The sequence below is a fragment of the Methylobacterium sp. CCH7-A2 genome (assembly GCF_001557075.1).
GTDB classification, from domain to species: Bacteria; Pseudomonadota; Alphaproteobacteria; order Rhizobiales; family Beijerinckiaceae; genus Allobosea; species Allobosea massiliensis.
Window position 1 is genome coordinate 1 of sequence record NZ_LSKN01000307.1, and the last position, 22,339, is coordinate 22,339.

23 protein-coding genes are annotated in these 22,339 nt (G+C 63.9%); 22 read left to right on the forward strand and 1 reads right to left on the reverse strand.

What is annotated here, in order from left to right; translation table 11 throughout:
• The 5 genes from AX750_RS27095 to AX750_RS26320 form a co-directional block, all read left to right on the forward strand.
• Positions 1-689 (forward strand): methyl-accepting chemotaxis protein (locus AX750_RS27095; protein WP_280939923.1); only part of this gene is annotated, 689 nt, incomplete at its 5' end.
• Between the two features lie 14 nt (positions 690-703).
• A complete protein-coding gene (locus AX750_RS23575) occupies positions 704-1,744 on the forward strand; it encodes a GGDEF domain-containing protein (RefSeq protein WP_067255047.1) in 1,041 nt (346 codons plus the stop codon).
• A gap of 117 nt (positions 1,745-1,861) precedes the next feature.
• On the forward strand, positions 1,862-2,080 hold the full coding sequence (locus tag AX750_RS23580; protein ID WP_067255050.1) for a hypothetical protein: 219 nt from the start codon (positions 1,862-1,864) through the stop codon (positions 2,078-2,080).
• A gap of 99 nt (positions 2,081-2,179) precedes the next feature.
• On the forward strand, positions 2,180-2,506 hold the full coding sequence (locus AX750_RS23585) for a hypothetical protein (protein ID WP_067255053.1): 327 nt from the start codon (positions 2,180-2,182) through the stop codon (positions 2,504-2,506).
• Between the two features lie 439 nt (positions 2,507-2,945).
• Positions 2,946-3,167 (forward strand): hypothetical protein, encoded by a 222-nt coding sequence (locus AX750_RS26320; protein ID WP_156450260.1) that lies wholly within the window; start codon positions 2,946-2,948, stop codon positions 3,165-3,167.
• A 382-nt stretch (positions 3,168-3,549) separates the two neighbouring features.
• Here AX750_RS26320 and AX750_RS23590 read toward each other — a convergent pair whose 3' ends face one another.
• A complete protein-coding gene (locus tag AX750_RS23590; protein ID WP_067255057.1) occupies positions 3,550-4,581 on the reverse strand; it encodes a LacI family DNA-binding transcriptional regulator in 1,032 nt (343 codons plus the stop codon).
• A 114-nt stretch (positions 4,582-4,695) separates the two neighbouring features.
• Between AX750_RS23590 and ugpC the strand changes: the two genes are divergently transcribed.
• The 17 genes from ugpC to AX750_RS26325 form a co-directional block, all read left to right on the forward strand.
• A complete protein-coding gene (ugpC, locus tag AX750_RS23595) occupies positions 4,696-5,772 on the forward strand; it encodes a sn-glycerol-3-phosphate ABC transporter ATP-binding protein UgpC (protein WP_067255113.1) in 1,077 nt (358 codons plus the stop codon).
• 23 nt (positions 5,773-5,795) lie between these two features.
• The gene (locus tag AX750_RS23600; RefSeq protein WP_067255059.1) at positions 5,796-7,127 is read left to right on the forward strand and encodes an extracellular solute-binding protein; all 1,332 of its coding nucleotides are present in this window, start codon (positions 5,796-5,798) and stop codon (positions 7,125-7,127) included.
• A gap of 67 nt (positions 7,128-7,194) precedes the next feature.
• The gene (locus AX750_RS23605) at positions 7,195-8,121 is read left to right on the forward strand and encodes a sugar ABC transporter permease (RefSeq protein WP_067255063.1); all 927 of its coding nucleotides are present in this window, start codon (positions 7,195-7,197) and stop codon (positions 8,119-8,121) included.
• Positions 8,118-9,005 (forward strand): carbohydrate ABC transporter permease, encoded by an 888-nt coding sequence (locus tag AX750_RS23610; RefSeq protein ID WP_067255066.1) that lies wholly within the window; start codon positions 8,118-8,120, stop codon positions 9,003-9,005. The genes AX750_RS23605 and AX750_RS23610 overlap by 4 nt, the downstream gene beginning before the upstream one ends.
• Positions 9,006-9,007: 2 nt before the next feature.
• Entirely contained in the window at positions 9,008-9,745 is a 738-nt protein-coding gene (locus tag AX750_RS23615; protein WP_067255069.1) for a cytochrome b561 domain-containing protein, read from the forward strand.
• Positions 9,742-10,659 carry an SMP-30/gluconolactonase/LRE family protein gene (locus tag AX750_RS23620; protein ID WP_067255072.1) on the forward strand — a complete coding sequence of 306 codons (918 nt, stop codon included), beginning with the start codon at positions 9,742-9,744 and terminating at the stop codon, positions 10,657-10,659. Before AX750_RS23615 ends, AX750_RS23620 begins: the two co-directional genes overlap by 4 nt.
• A gap of 129 nt (positions 10,660-10,788) precedes the next feature.
• Positions 10,789-11,703, forward strand: a complete 915-nt coding sequence (locus AX750_RS23625) for a LysR family transcriptional regulator (RefSeq protein WP_067255075.1) — start codon at positions 10,789-10,791, stop codon at positions 11,701-11,703.
• A gap of 88 nt (positions 11,704-11,791) precedes the next feature.
• Complete coding sequence (locus AX750_RS23630; RefSeq protein WP_067255080.1) at positions 11,792-12,622, forward strand: NAD(P)-dependent oxidoreductase; 831 nt, start codon at positions 11,792-11,794, stop codon at positions 12,620-12,622.
• Entirely contained in the window at positions 12,622-13,608 is a 987-nt protein-coding gene (locus AX750_RS23635; RefSeq protein WP_082737611.1) for a tripartite tricarboxylate transporter substrate binding protein, read from the forward strand. The genes AX750_RS23630 and AX750_RS23635 overlap by 1 nt, the downstream gene beginning before the upstream one ends.
• 4 nt (positions 13,609-13,612) lie before the next feature.
• On the forward strand, positions 13,613-14,722 hold the full coding sequence (locus AX750_RS23640) for a 4-oxalomesaconate tautomerase (RefSeq protein WP_067255083.1): 1,110 nt from the start codon (positions 13,613-13,615) through the stop codon (positions 14,720-14,722).
• Between the two features lie 27 nt (positions 14,723-14,749).
• On the forward strand, positions 14,750-15,475 hold the full coding sequence (locus AX750_RS23645; RefSeq protein ID WP_067255087.1) for a PIG-L deacetylase family protein: 726 nt from the start codon (positions 14,750-14,752) through the stop codon (positions 15,473-15,475).
• Positions 15,472-16,155: a 4-carboxy-4-hydroxy-2-oxoadipate aldolase/oxaloacetate decarboxylase gene (locus tag AX750_RS23650; protein WP_067255091.1), complete on the forward strand. Its 684-nt coding sequence runs from the start codon at positions 15,472-15,474 to the stop codon at positions 16,153-16,155. Before AX750_RS23645 ends, AX750_RS23650 begins: the two co-directional genes overlap by 4 nt.
• Positions 16,156-16,214: 59 nt before the next feature.
• Positions 16,215-17,255 carry a TRAP transporter substrate-binding protein gene (locus AX750_RS23655; RefSeq protein ID WP_067255095.1) on the forward strand — a complete coding sequence of 347 codons (1,041 nt, stop codon included), beginning with the start codon at positions 16,215-16,217 and terminating at the stop codon, positions 17,253-17,255.
• 3 nt (positions 17,256-17,258) lie between these two features.
• Positions 17,259-17,774, forward strand: a complete 516-nt coding sequence (locus tag AX750_RS23660) for a TRAP transporter small permease (RefSeq protein WP_067255099.1) — start codon at positions 17,259-17,261, stop codon at positions 17,772-17,774.
• A complete protein-coding gene (locus AX750_RS23665; RefSeq protein ID WP_067255104.1) occupies positions 17,764-19,083 on the forward strand; it encodes a TRAP transporter large permease in 1,320 nt (439 codons plus the stop codon). Before AX750_RS23660 ends, AX750_RS23665 begins: the two co-directional genes overlap by 11 nt.
• Before the next feature lie 45 nt (positions 19,084-19,128).
• Entirely contained in the window at positions 19,129-20,082 is a 954-nt protein-coding gene (locus AX750_RS23670; protein ID WP_067255109.1) for a VOC family protein, read from the forward strand.
• A gap of 474 nt (positions 20,083-20,556) precedes the next feature.
• On the forward strand, positions 20,557-22,339 hold a 1,783-nt coding region (locus tag AX750_RS26325), incomplete at its 3' end, for a methyl-accepting chemotaxis protein (protein WP_156462477.1).

Sequence of the window (22,339 nt, forward strand, 5' to 3'; positions counted from 1 at the left end):
CCTCGACCAAGATCTCGGACATCATCCGGGTGATCGACGACATCGCCTTCCAGACGAACCTGCTGGCGCTGAACGCGGCGGTCGAGGCGGCCCGTGCGGGCGATGCCGGCAAGGGCTTCGCGGTCGTGGCCTCGGAGGTGCGCACACTCGCCCAGCGTTCGAGCGAGGCGGCCAAGGACATCTCGGCGCTGATCTCGTCCTCGAACAGCGAGGTCGGCGAGGGCGTCAAGCTCGTCCGCCAGGCCGGCGAACAGCTCAGCCAGATTCTGGCAGCCTCCGAGAAGGTCGCGGCCACCATCGCGGAAATCTCTGCCGCCTCGGGTGAACAGGCCAGCGGCATCGACGAGATGAGCCAAGCGGTCGCCCATCTCGACGAGATGACCCAGCAGAACGCGGCGCTGTCGGAACAGAGCGCCGCCTCGGCCGGCTCGCTCTCGGGCAAGATCGCCCAGCTCAACGATCTCGTCGCCGCCTTCAAGACCGGGCCGGACGACGGCCGGGCCGCAGCGGCGCCGGCGCCGCGGCCCGTCGCGGCCGAGCCCGCCCGCCTGCGCCAGCTCGCGGAAGCCGCCTTCGCTCACAAGGCTCCGGCGCCCCGCATGGCGGTTCCCGCACCGCGCCCGGCGCCGGCACCCGCCAGGAAGGTCGCCAACAGCCGCGCCGGCGATGCGGGCTGGGAAGAGTTCTGAGATCGCGGTGTGGCATGACAAACGCCGTTGCGAAGAGAGTCGACGAGGACGACCTTGCTGATCGCGTCGTTGCGGCGATGCGCCTTCACAGATCGCCTTCCCATCCTCGGACCTTCGAGGTCTGGTACGCGCATCTGTCGGGCACAATCCCGGCGCTGAGCGCAGAACTGCAACAGGGTCTGGACAGCGGCGGCTTCGTTGGCGCGACGGTCATCGACGGCCTTTACAATCGATACCTGGCCACCGAGCGTCTGGCTCAAGAAGCGAACCGGACCAGTTCTCAAATCTTGGAGGAAATCGCTGGGCTGACCCGCCAGATCAACGAGGCCGTAGACGCCAGCGAACTCTACCACAGCGAAATCTCTGCGCTCTCCGAACAAGGCCCAGCTTCGGCGGATCGAACCATGCTCCGCAAATGGGTTGAGACCCTCGTGCTATCGACCCGGAGCGAGGTTGCCAGAAAAGCGACGCTCGAATCGAAGCTGCGCGACAGTGCACGCGAAATCAGTCACCTGCGAGACGCCCTCGAAACCACCCGGATCGAGGCACAGACGGACGCGCTCACGGGTCTCGCCAATCGGCGGCATTTCGAGGAGAGGCTGCAGGCGTGTTTCGAGGTTGCGACCTCAGACGGCATTCCTCTCACCTTGGTCATTGCCGACGTTGATTACTTCAAGCGCTTCAACGACGATCACGGGCATGCCACAGGCGATCAGGTTCTGCGGCTGGTCGCCCAAACCATGACGGAACACATGGTCGATCGCGCTGTCATCACGCGCTTCGGTGGCGAGGAATTTGCCATCATCCTGCCCGATACAAACCTGAATGATGGGAAGCTCTACGCTGAGTCCGTGCGGCAGGCTCTGTTGAAGCGCGAACTGATCAAGCGCTCCACCAACGAGAAGCTCGGCCGCATCACGATCTCGTCTGGTGTCGCGGCCTATAAACTGGGGGACACCCCGACTTCGTTGATCGAGCGCGCGGACCAGGCACTTTTGGCTGCCAAGCGCACCGGGCGAAATCGAACAGTCACCCAGGACGCGCTGACCCGGTAAGGACAACTGCCCGAACATGGCCGTTCGGCGCAGCGAATTTCGGATCGGCAATCGCTTGTGCCTGTCCGGGTTGCGAAACGTCGCAGTGTTGTATGCGCGAAAACCGAGGAGGCCGCGATGACCGTGCAGGGTTTCCAGTTTGCAGTGACGTCCCGGACGCAGCCCGGCGTCCAGGTGTTTGTCGTGGCGGCATCGACGCAATCCAGCGCTGAGCGGATTCTTCAGCGCGACCAATCGGTGGCCGCGGGATCCACGATCGAACTCCAGCGACAGCTGACGGCAGATGCACTGGCAAAATACGGCCTCGCGTCTGGAGGAGTGATCAAGATCCGCTAGGGCCCCTTTGGCGGGTACGAGGGATAACCCCGGAGAACCCTGTGAACCTGACCTCGCCAAGCCCACGGGAGCTGATTGGCCTCTACAGCGCCTAGCGCCTTGGAGAAGACCGTCGCCGCCGCCCTAATCAGGGGTTCGTTCGTCTCCACCGCCTCCGCCACCGACTGCGGCGTCAAGGTGAAGCCGGTCAAGCAGTACAGCCGCAAGACGGCCGCCACCGGGGCCCTGCTCGGCCCCAGCGGTGCCCTCATCGGCGCGGCGATCGTCAGCAACCAGGCCCGCGACCTGCTTGAGGCCGGCTATGGCCACCAGCAACCGGTGCACTTCGTCGAGGCCGAGGAGGACTGCTTCGAGAAGCCGATCAAGCGCTTCGACCGCTACTCCGGCGAGACCATCATCGTCGGCTACAAGACCATTTGCCGCTGATCGCATGACGCAGCATCGAGCCCCTGGCGAGCAGACCAGGGGCCGTTCTTTTGGGCGGCGCGGGCGCGTTCGCCTCCTGCGCAAGAGCAGGGACCGTCAACAAAGCCGAGTACAGCGAGGATCGTAAGGGGGCTGCAAAACGCACGTCATGAGCAGTCTGTCAGACGGCAATGCAGGCGCCATGAGCGAAAAAGCGACAACTCACTGGGTGACGAATTGAATGACGGAGGGGCCTGTAACGATGCCAGCTACAGCCAGCACGTCGTCCAATCCCAACGATGACGTTGCTTCTCTCACGCAACGTCTCGCGTCTCAGAAAAAGATGCAGGTAAAGCCATGCCACAGAACGCAACCGGTTCATTGCGCTGTTAATCATTCAAATTAGTCTAAACGCCGGGTTTTGTTTTTGATTTTTGCTTAGTGATGGCAATGGGACCTGATGAACGACGCGCCATCAGAAACGAAAAACGTAGACCGCATCTGGATCACAGTGGTTCGGATCTCAGCGGGGATGATCATTCGCGATTTCGGAACCGATGCTTACGATCAGGCCAAGCGCCTTGCTCAGCAGGCGCAGCTTGAACAAAATGAGATTGCCATCCGGCTGTGGAACGCGGTTGCCGACGAGATTGCCATACGCGATAGGACAAAACTACAATAACGCTGCTGCTCTAAAGACTTGACTGTATCCGGGTCCGTTTCAGTTGCGCGCAGAGACTTCACCCATGTCACATCCCCGCATCGCCGTCGCCGTCGAGGCTGCAGCGCGAGCACTGCATGAGGCGGTGCGTCGTCCAGAGCAATTGGGTTGGGATGCCATGACCGAAACATGGCGCAACGATCTGCGCCGATACATTCAGCCAAGCGTGGAAGCCGCCCTTAAGGCTTCCGACGCATATCTTGCGACCCCACGCCCGCGACATCTCGCCACCAACAGGCCGCGCGTTCCGTCAGTCCGCGCGTGAACGCGAGCTCAGCGAAGAACCTTGGTCATCGCCTCTCAGACGGTGTTGCGGGCCAACATGACCGAGTTGTCCGCCCTGTCACGCAGCCGATGCGCCGACCGCCCAGGTCGTATCGCCTTCCTGCAACCGGGTTGGCATTATGATCGAACGTACAACGACCGCGCCGTTCATTCGGGCGACGAGGTTGCGAGCACCGGTCACGCCCATGGCGTTGAGTGGGGTCCGAACGGTCGTGATCGGCCGCGGCAGGACCGTGTTGAGTTCCAACCCGTTGAAGCCGGCGATGCCGACGGCTTGCGGGACTGGCAGCGCCAACCTCTCGCAGACCGAAAGGCCCCCGAAGGCCATGTGGTCGTTGAGATAAGCGATGACGTCGGGCCGCGGCCCCGGCCGATTCAGCAAGGCTTCTGTGCCGACGGCGCCAGCCACAAAGGCCGCGCGCCGGTCGACCCGCTCGACCATCATCTCGGCAACACCGGCCGCCTCGAAGCTGGCGCGCAGGCCTGCCAGCCGCTTGTCGGCCCGCCTGTCGCGTCCCTCCGGAACACTGACGAAGGCCGGGCGACGGTAGCTACAGGCGATGAGGTGACGTCCGAGCATCTCTCCGGCCGCGTGGTGGTCGACGCCAACACAGATATCGATCGGATCGTCGCAGACATCCCATATCTCCAGTGTCGGGATCTGCAGGGCACGCAAATGGTCACGCATCTCCGGCGCATGGTCGATCCCGCTGAGCACCAGCCCTGCCGCATTCCAGTCCAGCATGCGCTCGACCCAGGCCGCCTCGCGGGAGCGATCGTAGTCGGTCGTGTCGATCACGGTGTCGAAGCCGGCATGGCTCAGGGTGGCGCGCATACCGTCGAGGATTTCGGGGAAGACGTCGCTGAACAGGGTCGGAATCGAGATGCCAATCAGCGAGGACCGCGCACTTGCGAGGGAGCGTGCCGTTCGGTTGGGCCGATAATCCATGACCTCGGCCATGCGCAGGATTTCGGCGCGCATGGCTGGCGAGACGCCCTCCACACCGCGTAGCGCCCGCGACACCGTCATCATGCTGACGCCGACCGCGCGGCCGATATCCTTGATCCCGACGTTGATCTTACGCGTCATGACCGCTCCGCCCAAGGCAGCGTTAGCGCTAACGTTGATTTTCGCAAAGCCGGATTAACTTCGGGCGCTCGGTGCGACATCCTGCCGGCAACAAAAAACAAGATGGGTGGAAATGTGCCTGAGATCGTCTTTGCGGGCGTCGAGAAGCGTTTTGGAGAGGTCCAGGTTCTCAAGCCGCTGGACCTTACCTTACCGGACGGCGAATTCACGGTCCTGGTCGGCCCGTCGGGCTGTGGCAAGTCGACGACCTTGCGAATCCTAGCCGGTCTCGAAACCCTCACGAAGGGCGAGATTTATTTCGACGGGACGCCGGTTAGCCGACGCGACCCTAAGGACCGGGACATCGCGATGGTGTTCCAGGACTATGCCCTCTACCCGCACATGAACATCGCGCGGAACATGTCCTTCGCGTTGCGCCTGCAGCGCCGTCCCAAGGCGGAAATCGCCGCCAAGGTGCGCAGTGTCGCCGAGATGCTGAACATCGCGCATCTGCTCGACCGCAAGCCGGCGGAGCTGTCCGGGGGGCAGCGCCAGCGTGTGGCGATGGGCCGGGCCCTGGTGCGGGACGCCTCGACCTTCCTGTTCGACGAGCCCCTGTCCAATCTCGACGCCAAGCTGCGTGCGAGAATGCGCACGGAACTGGCCGAGCTGCGCCAGCGCATCGCCAAGAATATGGTCTACGTCACCCATGACCAGGTCGAGGCCATGACGCTGGGCGACCGGATCGTGGTGATGAACGAGGGGGTGATCCAGCAGCAGGGAACGCCACGAGAGCTGTTTGAGAACCCTATCAACCAGTTCGTGGCCGGCTTCATCGGTTCTCCGACAATGAATTTCCTGCCCGGCAACATCGTCTCCAGCGGAGATGCGCTATCGGTGAAGGGCGAGGATTTCGAGCTCGCGCTGCCGCAACGACCGGGCGGATGGCCCGTCCGGGCCGAGCCCGTCTTGGTCGGCATCCGCCCCACCGCGATCGAGCTTGCGCCGCGTTCCGGCAGCGCGCTGCGCCTGAGCGTGATCCTCTCGGAATATCTCGGGGCCAGCGCCGTCATCGCGGCGCGCTGCGGTGAAACGCGCATTCTCATCGAGACGCCCAGCGTCGCGTTGCACCGCCCCGGCGATGCGATCACGGCCTCGGTCGCGCCCGAGCACATCATGATCTTCGCAGCAAAGAGCGGACAACGGCTCTAACGAGACCAACGAGGGGAGGACTTATGTTCAAGGTTTTCACAAGCGTGGCGCTGGCCGCGATGGTTCTGGCGGGAGGGGGCGGAAGCGCCCAGGCCGGGCCCTACGACGCACACAAGGGCAAAACGCTCGTCGTCAATTTTCCAGCTCACCCGCACTATGACGCCGTGGTCAAGGTGCTGCCGGAATTCACCCGCCAGACCGGCATCAAGGTCGAGGTCGACCAGCTCGAATATCTCAAGATGCGGGAGAAGCAGACTCTGGAGCTGACGAAGGCCAGGGGCGACTACGATCTCATCGGCTATGTCGTCTTTTCGAAGGCCGACTATGTCTTCGCCGACCAGCTGGAAAACCTCGCACGGTTCTTCATGAACCCGCTGCTGTCGGACCCCGCCTACGACGCTGCCGACATCATCCCCGGCTATCTGCAAAACATCGGCGTGGCCGGCGGCGAAAAGGGCTATTTGCCCGGTCCGACGGGCTCGCTATTCGGCATCCCATTCGGAGCGGAGACCTCGATCCTCGGTTATCGCAAGGATATCTTCGAGAAGCATGGGCTGAAGGTTCCCGAGACCTATGACGAGATGCTCGACCTCGCCTGCCGGATCCCAAAGCTTGAGCCCGGCATGGGTGGCTTGGCCTCGCGCGCCGCGTCCGGCCAGCACGCGGCGCATGCGTTTCTGCTTCACCTGGCTCCGCTGGGCGGGCGCGTCTTCGACGGTCAGTGGAACCCGATCATCAACAACGAGGCCGGGGTCAAGGCTGCCCAGGCGCTGAAGACCATCGTCGATTGCGGCCCTGAAGGCGCCAAGACCTTCGGCTTTGCCGAGGCCGGCACAGCCTTCCTCCAAGGCAAGACGGCGATGTTCCTCGATTCCACGGTTTTTGCCGGACAGGTGGACGATCCCACCAAGTCCAGGATCGCCGGCAAGGTCGGCTGGGCCATCCATCCCAAGGGCGTACGTTACGGCTCCCAGACCGGCGGCTTCGGCGTCGCGATCCCGCGTAATGCCAAAAACAAGGAGGCGGCCTTTCTGCTGATGCAATGGCTGACATCGAAGAAGGCAGACAAGCTGATTGCCCTGCAGGGTGGCAATCCAATCCGCTTCTCGACGCATGCCGATGCCGACGTCAACGCCAAGTACCCCTACATGAAGACCTTCGGTGAGGCGCTGAAGCAGGCCGATCCGGACTGGCGCCCGATCATCCCGCCCTGGGGGAAGATCAACAATGACCTCGGCACGACGGTCTCGAAGATCCTGACCGAGAACGCCGACATCAAGCAGTCGCTCGACGGTCTCGCCGGCCGGATCAAGACGACGATGAAGGAAGCCGGCTACGAGACCTTCAAGCCCTGACGTCGCGCACCGGGCGGCGGCTCTGCCGCCGCCCGATCCCACGCCGTCGAAGCAGGCCGCTCCCGACATGCAAGCTGCAAACGCCTCCCGCCTGACGCCCTACCTCTTTCTGGCCCCGAGCCTGGCCGTGCTCGGCGTGGCGCTGCTCTATCCCGTCGGCTACATGGTCTACGCCAGCTTTCTCGATTGGAACCCGAGCCAGCGGATCTCGCAGGCCGATTGGGTCGGGTGGCGCAACTATCTGTTTCTGCTCAACGATCCCAGCTTTCGCGAGTCGCTGTTCGTCACGCTGAAATTCGCCGCCGTTGTCGTGACCTGCGAAATGATCCTGGGCGTGGGTCTCGCGCTGCTTCTGGATCGCCCTTTGCGCGGCATGACGCTGCTGCGCACGCTGTTCATCCTGCCGATGATGATCGCCCCGATCGTCGTCGGGTTGATGTGGCGCTACCTCTATCACCCCACCGTCGGGCCACTGAACCGCATCTTGACGGGGCTCGGGTTCGATCCCGTGCCGTGGCTGTCCGATTCCAGCTGGGCGCTGGTTTCCATCATCCTGGCCGACATCTGGCAGTGGACGCCGTTCATCTTCATCCTGTCGCTGGCGGCGCTGCAGTCGCTGCCGAAATCGGCCATGGAAGCGGCCCGCATCGACGGCGCCAGCGGGTGGCAGCAGATCTGGCACATCAAGCTGCCGCTGATGCTGCCGGTGCTGATCGTCACCGGCCTGCTCAGGCTGATCGATGCCTTCAAGGTGCTGGAGGTCGTGCTGGTCCTGACCAATGGCGGGCCGGGCCTCTCGACCGAGATCATGTCCTTGCGGATCGCCCGGACCGCATCCGAGTTCCGCGAACTGGGCAAAGCCGCGGCGATGTCGAACCTGCTGCTCATCGTGCTGATGGCGCTGACGCTGGCCATGTTCGTCTACGGCATCCTCACCGAAAAACGCGCGGCCCGGCTGCGCGCCGCCGCCGAGGCAGAGGCCGCTTCACCATGACCACAGCCACCGACCGTCGCCAGAACTCCGGCTTCTACGTCATGCTGGTCCTGCTCGTCTTGATGTCGGTCGGGCCGATCGTGCTGATGCTGATCACCTCCCTGCGTCTGAATGTCGACATCATGAGCGACAATTCGAGCCTTCTGTTCGTGCCGACCCTGCGCAACTACGAGCAGGTGCTCTGCGATCTGCTCTGGTATGAGCCGAAGGACATCGCCCGCTGCGACCCGACCTTCGGCCGGGCGCTGTCGAACTCGCTGTTCATCGCCAGCATCGCGACGGTCGTGACGCTCGTGCTCGGCTGTATGGCGGCTTACGCCATCGTGCGTTTCCGCTTCGTCGGCCGCAGCGGCCTGTCGCTGACGACGCTTTTGCTGCGCATGGTCCCGCCGGCGGTCCTGTTGGTCCCAGTGTTCGGCATCTGGACGTTCCAGTTCTGCATCGGCGACCAGTGCGCGGCCGGGACGCATTGGGGCATCATCCTCGTCTATGTCGCGATGAACCTGCCCTTCGTGATCTGGATCCTGCAAAGCTTCATCGTGCAGGTCCCGATCCAGCTGGAAGAAGCCGCACGGATCGATGGGGCCGGGCCGTTCCGCACATTTTTCCTGATCGTGCTGCCGCTGATCAAGCCGGGGCTGGCCGCTGCCGCGATCTTCACCTTCCGCATCGCCTGGAACGAGTTCCTCCTGGCCAATGCGCTGGCCGACCGGAAGACGCGCACCGTGCCGGTGACGATCGTCAACTCGCTGACCGAGTACAACATCGACTGGGGGGTGATCATGGCAACCGGCATGCTGCTGGCCATTCCGCCGATCCTGTTCACACTTCTCGCCTCGCGTCAGATCATCACCGGCATGACCGCCGGCGCCGTCAAGGGCTGACGATGCTCGACTGGCTGCTCGCCCCGATCGACGCGCTGCGGCCTCACGAGATTCAAGGCGCCGCGGCTTGGCACGCCCGGCTGATGATATTGGCCTGGGGCGGGCTGGTGCCTTGCGGGATTCTGGCGGCGCGCTTCCTCAAGCTTTGGCCGGGCCAGAACTGGCCGCAGGAACTAGACCATCCCGGCTGGTGGCATCTTCATCGCAGCCTGCACTATCTCACCGGAGCGCTCACGCTGATCGCCCTCGGCCTGATCCTGCTGCCTGGCGGCAGCAGCGGAGCGGCAACGACACACCGCCTGTTCGGCTGGAGCGTCGCCGGGCTCGCGGCGCTGCAATTCGCCAGCGCCTGGCTGCGCGGCAGCAAGGGCGGCCCGTCAGAGGGAGCGTCCGACGGCGGGACGCATGGCGATCACTACGATATGTCGCCGCGCCGGAGGGCGTTCGAGTACATTCACAAGTTCGGAGGCTATCTCGCGCTGTTTGGCGCTTGTGGCGCAATCGCCAGCGGTCTCTGGCATGCCAATGCGCCACACTGGATGTGGCTCTTGATTGGAGCCTGGTGGCTGGCCTGCCTCGTGCTGTTCGGGTGGCTGCAGCGGCTCGGCCTGGCCTTCGACACCTACCAGGCCCATTGGGGCAGCGATCTCGTCCATCCCGGCAACCGGCGCCCGCCGATCGGCTTCGGCATACGCCGGCGCCCCGCAGCCAGCGCCGCGAATAAGGCCCCGTCACGATGAGTTCTTATGAGATTCTCGATGATCGCTTCGCGTCGCTGATCATCGGACATGCCCGGCTGGAACACCTCTGGTCCGGCGCGCGCTGGAGCGAAGGGCCCGTCTATGTGCCGTCCGCGAGGCATCTGATCTGGTCGGACATTCCCAACGACCGGCTGCTGCGCTTCAACGAGGACAATGGCGAAGTCAGCGTGTTCGAGGCGAAGGTCGGCTTCCACAACGGCCATGCGCTAGATCATCAGGGCCGTCTGATCGCCTGCGAGCACGGCCGGCGCTGCATCTCGCGACTCGACCATGATGGCCGTTGGCGCGTCCTCGCCGACAGGATCGATGGCAAGCGGTTCAATTCGCCCAACGACGTCGTCGTCAGGTCAGATAGCAGCATCTGGTTCACTGATCCGACCTATGGGATCGACAGCGCCTATGAAGGATTCCATGCGGCGAGCGAGATCGGCGGATCGCATGTCTATCGCCTCGATCCCGCGACCGGAGCCGTGAGGGCGGTGGCAACGGACCGCATTCAGCCCAATGGGCTGGCGTTTTCGACCGACGAGAAGATCCTCTACGTGTCGGAGACGGGGGCGACCCACGTGAAGGGGACGCCGGCTGCGATCCATGCCTACCGCTTCACCGACGACAGTGCCTCGCTGCGTCCCATAGGGCCGCTGCTTGCCTGCACCGCGGGCCTGATCGATGGTTTTCGCCTCGATTGGCGCGGCAATATCTGGACCTCAAGCGCCGACGCGGTGCTGTGTCATGCGCCGGAGGGCACGCTGATCGGTCGAATTCCGGTCCCGGAACTCGTCGGCAATCTCTGCTTCGGTGGGCCCGCCCTCAACCGCCTCTACATCACGGCACAAACCTCGCTTTATGCAATTTATCTCAACACGCATGCTGCCGGCTTCGCCTTGGGCTGACTTAGGGCAAGTGGAGCTGACCCCACCACTCTGCACCTTCATGACAGGCTTTGAAAAAACGATTTTACGAAAACAGGGCCCTCGGTTCGAAGATCTCGCAATCAGTCATGCAGGGCGGTAGCATGGCCAATGCGCGCGGACGTCCTTGGCCTGCAGGCCTTCATCAGCATCGCGGAGCGCGGCAGTTTTCGGGCCGCCGCATCGCACTTGAACCTCTCACAGACCGCGCTCAGCCATCGCGTGCGAAAGTTGGAAGAATCGCTGGGTACGCCGCTCTTCCTGCGGACCACGCGCCAGGTTTCCCTGACCGCTGCCGGCACAACCCTGTTGCCGCGTGCGCGGCGCGTTTTCGAGGACCTTGGATCGGCGATCAACGAGGTCAGGGTCGACGTGCATGCCGCCGACGAGCAGGTCTCGGTTGGATGCCTGCCGACCGTCGCCGGGCACTGCATGCCGTCGGTGATCGCTGCTTTCGCCAAGCGCCATCCGGGCATCGGCGTACGGGTCCACGACAATTCAGCCTCGGAAATCGCCGACAAGGTCCAGTCCGGCGAGGCCGAATTCGGCGTCACCATCGTCGCTGCAAACCGCTGGGATCTTGAGCTCAAGCCGGTCGTCAAGGAGCCCTTCATCCTGGTCAGCCATCGCAGCATGCCGCTTGCAGGCGCGACATCGCTCACTTGGGCACAATTACAGGGCGAGCCGCTGGTGCGCATCAGCGCCGAGACCGGCAACCGCATCCTGATCGACGATGCCCTCGGCGCTCGGCGCGACACGCTGATCTGGCGCTACGAGGTCCAGCGGGTCGTGACGGCGGTCAGCCTCGTTCGCTCGGGCATAGGCTATGCCGTCGTGCCACAACTCGCGCTTGATCTGGTCGATGCCGGCGATCTGGTCGCGGTTCCCCTTCGTTCGCCGTCGGTCTCGCGCACACTCGGCATCATCACCCGCAAGACCGTGCCTTTACGACCGGCAGCACGCGATCTGCTGGTGCTGCTGAGCCAAGCGCTGAAGCGAAGCGTTTCGCCAAAATGCGATGAATGAAAGTAATCAATCGCTGCATTCTTATCATTTGATGAGAGAATAGGCCTGGGTCACTCTTTCTGCGGGACAAGCGCATAAGGAGCTGGCGATGGTGAGTTCAGCACCGGCGACGGTCGCATTCATCGGATTCGGCGAGGTCGGCCAGACCTTTGCTCGCGGGCTGCTGGCCAATGGTGCGAACGGTATTCATGCCTTTGATAGGCTGTTCGGCCAGACGGAAGGGCAGCGGCTGGAAGCGGCCGCGCGATCGATCGGCGTCGGTTGCGCCGCGTCCGCTGAAGCGGTCGGCCCGAAAGCCCGTTTCGTCTTCTCGGCCGTCACAGCAGACCGCACCGAGGCGGTAGCGATCGAGGCTGCACGCTGGTTGCGGCCCGGCCAGGTTTTCGTCGATGTCAACTCGGCTGCACCCTTGACCAAGCAAAGGGCGGCCAAGGCGGTCGAGGCCAGCGGAGCCGATTACATCGAGGCAGCCGTGATGGCGCCGGTGTTGAAGCCAGGCCTCAAGGTCTCGATCCTGACTGGCGGCCCCAAAGCGCAATCCGCCTCCGAGGCACTCAACGCGCTGGGGATGAACCTGACGCCGGTTTCAGATGTCGTTGGCCGCGCTTCAGCGATGAAGCTCTGCCGCAGCATCGTGATCAAAGGCCTGGAAGCGCTAATGGTCGATTGCGCGGCGGCCTGCGAAGCCTGGGACGTCAAGGACCCAGTCTTCGCCAGCCTGAATGCGACGTTCCCGTCGATCGATTTCCACGCGCTCGATGCCGACATGAGCGAGCGCGTCGCCACCCATGGCATCCGCCGCGCCGCCGAAATGCGCGAGGCGGCGGAAATGCTGGCGGCGGCCAAGATGGACCCCGGTCTAGCGCACGCGGTCGCCGACGCGCAGCAGCGCGGCGCTCGCAGCAAGGGAGATGCGTGATGACGCTCGACCGTCGCTCGCTTCTCGCGGGGCTCGGCCTGGCCGGAATGTCCAGCATCACGCCAGCGCGCGCACAACCGGCCTGGCCCAGCCGGATTATCCGGGTTGTCGTGCCCTTCACGCCTGGCGGCAGCACGGATGTGCTGGCCCGGCTGATCGCCGCCAAACTGGAACAGGTCATTCCCGGCAAGGGCTTCGTGATCGAAAACCGCCCCGGTGCGGGCGGCATGACCGCTTCGGCACAGGTCGCTAAGGCAGAGCCGGACGGCCACACTCTGATGATGGGCCATATCGGCACGCTGGCCTTCGCGCCATCGCTTTATGCCCACGTGCCCTATGATCCCGTGAGGGATTTTAAGCCGGTCGCGCTGGTCGCGATGGTGCCCAACATCCTGGCGATCAATCCCCAACTGCCGGTCAAGAACCTGCCGGAGTTCATCGCCTATGCCAGGGCCAATCCCGGCAAGCTGAACTACAGCTCCGGCGGCCAAGGCAGTGCCGCCCATATCGCCGCCGCCTATCTGTCTTACCGCGCCGGCATCGAGGCAGTGCATGTGCCTTACCGCGGCACATCTCCCTCGGTGAACGACCTCGTCGCCGGCAACGTGCAGTTCACGCTGACGGGTGGGCCGGCTGTCCTGCCGCTGGCCGAAGGCGGGCAACTCCGGGCGCTCGGAATCGCAAGCCGAGAGCGGGCCGGATTCGTTCCGGATCTGCCGACGCTGGTCGAGGGCGGCTTGGCCGATTTCGAGGCCGTGCAGTGGTATGGTCTCGTGGCGCCGGCGGGAACACCGGCGCCGATCGTGGCGAGGTTAAACCGCGAGACCAACATGCTGCTGACGCAGCCGGAGTTCGTAGCCGCGCTGGCCCGCGACGGCGCGATCGCGCGCCCGGAAACGCCGGAGAATTTCGGCAAGCTGATCGGCTCCGAGCTTGCGCTCTGGCGCGATGTGATCACCCGCGCCGGCATCAGGGCGGCTGGGTAAGGCAATGGGCCAGGTCGCAATCCCCTGCATGTTAATCCGAGGCGGCACCTCGAAGGGTGCCTATTTCCTGCGTGATGATTTGCCGGTCGATCCGGTCGCGCGCGAAGCCTTCTTGCTCGCCGTGATGGGCTCGCCTGACAAGCGCCAGATTGACGGGCTAGGCGGCGCCCACCCGCTGACCAGCAAGGTCGCCATCGTTTCCCGCTCGACCGAACCGGGCTGCGACATCGACTTCCTGTTCGCACAGGTTGGCATTGAGACGGGGGTGGTCGATACGACGCCCAATTGCGGCAACATCCTCGCCGGCATCGGGCCCTTCGCCCTCGCGCGCGGTCTGGTCGCGCCCTCCGGCGCCCGCACGGTCGTTCGGGTGCGGACGCTCAACACCGGCACGATCGCCGATCTGGTCATGGAAACCGGGAATGGGCAGGCCGCAGTCGATGGCGAGGCCCGCATCGACGGTGTGCCGGGAACCTCCGCGCCGATCGCGATCAGCTTCTTGGGCACCGAGGGTTCGGTCTGCGGCGCCTTGCTGCCGACCGGCAATGCGGTGGACATGGTCGATGGCGTCGCCTGCACGCTGATCGACAATGGCATGCCGGTCATCGTCCTGCGCGCCGCCGATGTCGGCCGCACCGGCTACGAGCCGCGCGAGCTGCTCGACAAAGACGCCGAACTCAAGGCCCGCATTGAGCGAATCCGCCTGGCGGCCGGCCCCATGATGAATCTCGGCAGCGTCACGACCAAGGTGGTGCCAAAGATCGCGCTCGTCGCCCCCCCCATGGCTGGCGGGGCGATCGCAACACGTAGCTTCATCCCGCATGAATGCCACGCCTCGATTGGGGTGTTCGCGGCCGTCACCGTCGCGACCGCTGCCGCGTTACCGGGTTCCCCTGCCGCTTCCGTCGTCGTGATGCCCGAGGGCCGCGAACGGACAATCTCGGTCGAGCATCCGACCGGGGAGTTCTCTGTCGCACTGACAGTGGCGGGTACCGCCGCGCATCCTGTCGTCGAGCGCGCCGGATTGCTGCGCACCGCCCGCATCCTGATGGACGGCCAGGCCTTCGTACCCGCGCGCGTGCTCGCGATGCGTCGGGCGCAAGCCGCCGAATGAAGTCACACCTCAAAGGATCCTGAGCCCATGTCGAGCCTGCCCAAGACAGGTCTGGTCATCACTGCCCATCCGGGCGATTTCGTCTGGCGAGCCGGCGGCGCCATTGCACTTCATGCCAAGCGAGGCTTCCGCATGAAGATCCTGTGCCTGTCCTATGGCGAGCGCGGCGAGAGCCAGTTCGCCTGGAAGAAGGCCGGTGTGCGGATCGAGGAGGTCAAGGCCCAGCGCCGCGACGAGGCGGAGCGCGCTGCGGCGGTACTCGGCGCCGAGATCGAGTTCATGGATGCCGGCGACTATCCGCTGCGCACGACCGAGGCCATGCTCGACCGCGCTATCGACATCTTCCACGAGCTGAACCCAAGCTTCGTGCTGACCCATGCGCTCGACGATCCTTACAACGTCGACCACCCGGAGGCGACACGCTTCGCCCAGGAGGCACGCATCATCGCCCAGGCCGCGGGCCACAAACCCGATCCGGAGCGCGTCTACGCCGCCCCGCCACTCTTCTTGTTCGAGCCGCACCAGCCCGAGCAGTGCAACTTCAAGCCGAACGTGATCCTCAAAATCGATGAGGTCTGGGAGGTGAAGCGCAAGGCTTTCGAGATCCTCGCCGCCCAGAAGCATCTTTGGGAGTATTACACGCGCGTTGCCTTGAACCGTGGCGTCCAGGGCGGGCGAAACTCCGGCAAAGCCATGACCTATGGCGAGGCCTATCAGCGCCTCTTCCCGGAAGCCTTGGAGACGCTGGCATGACCCCCGTCGTCATCCGCACCGACAAACGCGCCGCCGCTTCCGATATTGCGACCCTCGCCGAGGTCGGCGTTTCGACCAGCCATGAGGCGATGGGCCGAAGCGGTCTGATGAAGCCTTACATGCGGCCGATCTATGCGGGAGCTCAGATCGCCGGCAATGCCGTTACGGTGCTCGCCCAGCCTGGCGACAACTGGATGATCCATGTCGCGATCGAGCAGATGAAGCCCGGCGATATCCTCGTCGTCGCCTGCACCACCGACAACACCGACGGCATGTTCGGCGACCTTCTCGCGACCTCGCTCAAGGCCCGAGGCGGCCTCGGCCTGGTCATCGATGCCGGCGTGCGCGACGTGCGCATCCTGACGCAGATGGGTTTCCCGGTCTGGTCGCGCGCAATCTCGGCCAAGGGCACGGTCAAGGCGACGCTTGGCAGCGTCAATGTGCCGGTCGTCTGCGCCGGGGCGCTCGTCCACCCCGGCGACGTGATCGTCGCCGATGACGACGGCGTCGTGGTCGTGCCGCGCCTCGAGGCTGCGACCGTCGCTGCAGCGGCCCTCAAGCGCGAGGCCAACGAGGAAGAGAAACGCCGGCGTCTCGCCAGCGGCGAGCTCGGCCTCGACATTTACGCGATGCGCGAGGGGCTGGCCAAAGCCGGCCTTGTCTATCGCGACGAAGACTGACCACCCGCCAGACAACAGAAGAAGCGGCAGCGGCCGCAACTCATTACGGGAGGATTCCAATGCTTGATCGTCGTCATGTGCTAACGGGCCTGATCGCGGCGCCCGCCATCCTAACCATCGGCCGCGCCGGCGCCGCTGAGGTGTCGATGCGGCTGCACCATTTCATGGCCGGCGTGTCGCCTGGCCATCGCGAGTTCCTGGTGCCCTGGGCCAAGAAGGTCGAGACCGAATCCGACGGACGCATCAAGATCGACGTGTTTCCGTCAATGCAGCTTGGCGGCGCCCCACCGCAGCTCTTCGACCAGGCCAGGGACGGCGTCGTCGATCTCGTCTGGACGCTACCGGGCTACACCGCCAACCGCTTCCCGAAGATCGAGGTCTTCGAACTGCCCTTCATCGCAGCCAAGCGCGCGCAGACCAATTCGCGCGCCGTCCAGGACTTTGCGGCCAAGCATCTCGGCACCGAGTTCGGCGATGTCCACCCGATCTGCTTCTGGGCGCATGATGGCGGGTTGATCCATTCCAGCCGCCCGGTGACGCGGCTCGAGGACATGAAAAACCTCAAGCTGCGTTTCCCGACACGTCTGGCCGGCGAGGGCCTGCGCGCTCTCGGCGCCTCCGCCATCGGCATGCCGGTGCCACAGGTTCCGGAGGCGATCTCGCAGCGCGTGATCGACGGTGCGGTCGTACCGTGGGAAATCGTGCCGTCGATCAAGCTGCAGGAGATGGTCAAGAACCACACCGCCTTTCCCGGCACGCCGACCTTCTACACCTCGACCTTCGTGCTCGCGATGAATAAGGCCCGGTATCAGAGCCTCGCTCCCGAATTGCGCGCCGTGATCGACCGGAACTCCGGCCAGGTCGCGACCGCCCTGGTCGCTGCGATGTTCGACAACACCGCGCCCAAGGTCGAGGAAATGGCTCGCAAGCGCGGCAATACCATCCATGTTCTGGCGGCCGATGAGGTGGCCCGCTGGAAGGCGGCCTGTTCACCGGTGACCGAGACCTGGATCAAATCGGTCAAGGAGAAGGGGATCGACGGAGATGCGCTGCTCGCCGAAGCGACGGCCCTGATCGCCAAGCACGAGCAGGCGGCCTGAGCCATGGCGTTGCAGGCAGAACAGCCCGAGGACCGGCTCGCCGGCCCTCGAATCGGATTGATCGCGCGCGGGTTGGCCTTGACGGGCGGCGCGATCCTCATCGCCATCGCGGCTCTGGTCACGGTCAGTGTCTTGTGCAGGATCGTGACCGGCTCGGGCATCGACGGCGATTTCGAGATCGTGCAACTGGCGGCGGCGATCGCCGCCTTCTGCCTGTTTCCGCTCTGCTTCGCCGCCCGTGGAAACATCATCGTCGATACCTTCACGACACGGCTGCCTGAGCGGGCACGCCACATCATTGATTCAGTTTGGGACGCGCTGTTTGGGTTCGTGGCGCTGGTGTTGTCCTGGCGCATGGTGGTCGGCGCCATCGAACAACGCGCCAGCGGGACGACGCTTCAGGTTTATCCGCTGCCGACCTGGTGGGCGGTCGCCATCTGTGCAGTCCTCATGGCGTTGCTCGGCGGCACGGCGACGGCGGTGGGGCTGCGTGGCCTAAGAGCGCGCCATGTCCGGTAATCTCGCGGCCGGCTGCGGCTTTATCGCCATGATCCTGCTGATCGGCCTGCGCATGCCAATCGGCATGGCGATGCTGCTGGTCGGCATTGGCGGCTACGTCTCGATGTCGAGCCTCCCCAACTTTCTCAACTACATTAAGACGACGCCCTTTTTCCTGTTCGCCAACTACACCATGACGGTGATCCCGCTCTTCATCCTGATGGGTGCACTGGCCGAGCAGTCGGGCCTGGCGCGGGATCTCTTCACAGCCGCGCGCACCTGCCTCGGCCATCGCAAAGGCGGGCTCGCCATGGCGGTGATCGGAGCCTGCACCGGTTTCGGCGCGATCTGCGGCTCCTCCGTCGCAACCACAGCGACTTTCGGCCGCTCAGCGCTGCCCGAACTCCAGCGCTATGGCTATGCCGGCTCGCTGGCCACCGGCACGATTGCGGCCGGCGGCACGCTCGGCATCCTGATCCCGCCCTCGGTGGTACTCGTCGTCTATGCGATCTCGACCGAGCAGAACATCGCCAAACTGTTCCAGGCGGCGCTGATCCCCGGCCTGCTCGCCGCGCTGTTCTACTGCATCACGATCGCTTTGGTCGTGCGGCGAAAGCCCGATCTCGCGCCGGTCCTGCCGCGCATGCCCTGGCGCGAACGCCTGCCGGCCCTGCTCGCAGTCTGGCCGGCCGTAACGGTGGCAGTCGTCGTGCTGGGCGGCATCTATGGCGGGCTGTTCACCCCGACGGAGGGCGCCTCCGTCGGCGCCATCGCCATGCTGCTGACCGGTGTCGCCACCCGCAAGCTCGATCGCCCCGCGATCACGCGCAGCCTGCGGATCACGGCGGAGACCTCGGCGATGATCCTGATCATCCTGCTCGGCGGCGAGGTCTTCAATGCCTTCCTGGCGCTGACGCAGATGCCGACCAATCTCGCCGAATGGATCGCCGGACTGGGACTATCACCACCGCTCGTGCTGGCGATGCTGCTGGCAAGCTACATCCTGCTCGGCGCGGTGATGGACGAACTCGCCATGATCATCCTGACGCTGCCGGTCTTCTTCCCGCTCGTGCAAGCGCTGGATTTCGGCTTTCCACCCGACGAGGTCGCCATCTGGTTCGGCATCCTTGTGCTCATCGTCGTTGGCATCGGGCTCACTGCACCACCGATCGGCCTCAACGTCTTCGTCATCAGTTCGATCGCGCGCGGTATTCCGATCAACGAGACGTATCGCGGCGTCCTGCCCTATGTCGCGGCGGACCTTGTGCGCCTGGGACTCGTTTTCGCCTGTCCGGTCCTGGCCACGGGGCTCGTCCGATTTTTTGCCTAGCGACTGATCCTGCCGTGACGCTTTTTGACTGAACCCGAGGTCGCCATGACGCCCGAACCGATCCACGACATCGCTCATCTCGCCCATGTCGAGCTGTTCACCGACAAGCCGCAGGACAGCCTCGACTTCTTCGTCAATATCTACGGCCTGACCGAGAGCGGACGCGAGGGCGACAGCGTCTATCTGCGCGCCTGGGACGACTACGAATTCCACACGCTGAAGCTCACGGCCTCGCATACCACAGGGATCGGCCATGTCGCCTATCGCGCCACCAGCGAGCAGGCCCTGCTGCGCCGGGTCGCAGCGGTCGAGGCACTCGGCGCCGGTATGGGTTGGGTCGAGGGTGATCTCGGCCATGGCCGCGCCTATCGCTTCCGCGATCCCGACGACCACATCTTCGAGATCTATTTCGACACCAACAAATATGTTGCTCCGCCACATGAGAAGCCGGCACTGAAAAACCAGCCGCAGCGCAACCATGGCCGCGGCTGCGCCGTGCGCCGGCTGGACCATCTCAACTTGCTGGCGCGCGATGTCGGTGTGATCCGGGATTTCCTGCCCAAGGCTCTGGGCAGCCGGGTGACGGAGCAGATTGTGCTCGATTCAGGCGAGCTCGGCGGCTGCTGGTTCACGGTCAACAACAAGAGCTATGACATCGCCTATACGCGTGACTACACCGGCAGCACCGGGCGCTTCCACCATGTGACTTACGCCGTCGACCAGCGCGAGCACGTGCTGGAAGCGGCCGACATCTTCCTTGAGAACAGCGTCCACATCGAAACGGGCCCCCACAAACACGCCGTCCAGCAGACCTTTTTTCTTTATGTCTACGAGCCTGCCGGCAACCGTGTTGAGATCGCCAATGCGGGCGCACGTCTGATCCTCGATCCAGACTGGCAAACGGTGACTTGGACCGAAACAGAACGGAAGAAGGGGCAGGCCTGGGGCCTGAAGACGATCGAGAGCTTTCACACGCACGGCACACCGCCTGTTGGTTGAGCCAGCGATAAGATTTTAGTGTAGACTGAGATCTGAATCTGCAGTTTTACAACTAACGGACTGTTGCCTGTCGATACCTAAAGTCGATTCTGAAACATCGACCGTTATGAGTGGCAACCTGTCGATTGTACGGCGGATCGTCATCCGATACTGTGTCGACGGCGGTCCCCGTCAGCGACAGGCTTGGCCAATCGGCGGCTCAGCCCACAAGCGCCGGACTTTGGTCGGGGAAGAACGCATCACAAGCCGACATCGGTCCTCCTTCACAAAGCTGAAGTTCAGCGCACCGTGGGCAACCTGGCTGTTCAGCCGATGCTGTACGGCCCGCTTATCATGAGGCTGACACGAGAGCGCTTGGTGCGCTGCGCTGACCTTCCATCACCCACCGAAAAACGTTCCCGCTAAGGTGCAGTTAACCTTTTCGAGACTGACGATGACGTATCGGTAGGCACTTGCATTTTTTCGAGGCATTGAATGTCCCTGAGCCTGACTATTTCTCGGCGTTTTGCGCTACTTGCCGTTCTGAGCGGGATCATAGCGGTTGGTGCGGTCGCTTTCAGTTTGACGCGCGCTCGTGACGCGATGATCGCGCAGAAACGCTCGGAAATCCGTTTTCTGGTCGAAGCGGCTGTGACCATGATCGAAGGCCAGCGGTCGACACGGGCGGCGAGCGAAGCGCCAGAGCAGGTCAAGTCGCGATTGGCAGAGATGCTCCGCTCATCTCGTTTTGACGGCGGCAACTACATCTACATATTCGACACAAAGGGCCAGATGGTGATGCATCCCCTGCTGCCGAAGTTGGAGGGGCAGTCGGCGCTGGGGGTCAAGGACACAACCGGTCGTCCTATCATTCAGGAGATGGTCGATCTGGCTAAATCCCAACGGGCAGGGTTTATCGCGTACTCATGGAAGAAACCCGGGGATGAAATCCCTTCCGAGAAAATTTCGTATGTTCAGGCGGTACCGGAATGGGACTGGGTGGTCGCAGCCGGCTTACATACCTCTGACATCCAATCGGCGTTCGGGGAGCTTTTGAACGCGGTTCTGATTGTGCTTCTGCCGCTCTTGCTTGCATACATGGCGGTCGCTGCTTGGCTGAACCTCAGCGTATCACGGCCATTGCGGGCTCTGATCCAGACGATGTCGCAATTGGCGGCGGGCCACCTGGATGCCGAGGTCAAGGGTGGCTCTCGGCGGGACGAAGTGGGCGAAATTGCACGCGCGGTCGACCTCTTTCGGAGCGGCTTGCAGAAGCGTGCCGAGGCTGACCAGGAAAGAATGCGTGTTGAAGCCATGAGCTCCGATGAAAAGAGCCGGTCTACTCAACGCGTCGTTGATGATGTTGCGGCGATCGTAGCCAGCGCAGAACGGGGCGACTTCTCCGCGCGGGCGTCAACCCGTGTGGCGGAACAGGGGCTAAACCGCCTCGTCGAGGGAATCAACGCGATCAACCAATCCGTCGAGGAAGCCACCAGTGAATTCGCTGTGGCAATGGGCGCCATCGCGCAAGGCGACCTGACACACCGTGTCGATGGCGTGTACTCAGGCCGGTTTGCGGAGCTGCAGCGGGCCATCAATATGACGACAGAGCGGCTGCAAGAAATCCTCGGAGCAATCAGTTCGACGTCCCAAGCGATTCTGCTGGCGGCGCGCGAGATCAACATGGGTGCCGACGACCTGTCGAAGCGCACCGAGGAGCAGGCCTCCTCGCTCGAGGAGACGGCGGCGACGACCGAAGAGCTCGCGGCCTCGGTGAAGGCCTCGGCCCAGGCCTCCCGCGAGGCAGCCTCGATTGCCGACGAGGCGATGAAGGCGGCGCAGACCGGCGGCGCCATCGCCAGCCAGGCGGTCGACGCCATGGCCCGCATCGAGGACGCCTCGACCAAGATCTCCGACATCATCCGGGTGATCGACGACATCGCCTTCCAGACCAACCTGCTGGCGCTGAACGCGGCCGTCGAGGCCGCCCGCGCCGGCGATGCCGGCAAGGGCTTCGCGGTCGTCGCCTCCGAAGTCCGCACGCTCGCCCAACGTTCGAGCTCGGCGGCAAAGGACATCTCGGCCCTGATCTCCTCCTCCAACACCGAGGTCGGCGAGGGCGTGAAGCTGGTGCGCCAGGCCGGCGAGGCGCTGGAGCAGATCCTCAGCGCCTCCCGCAAGGTCGCCGCCACCATCGCCGACATCTCGGCGGCGTCGGGCGAGCAGGCCAACGGCATCGACGAGATGAGCCAGGCCGTCGCCCATCTCGACGAGATGA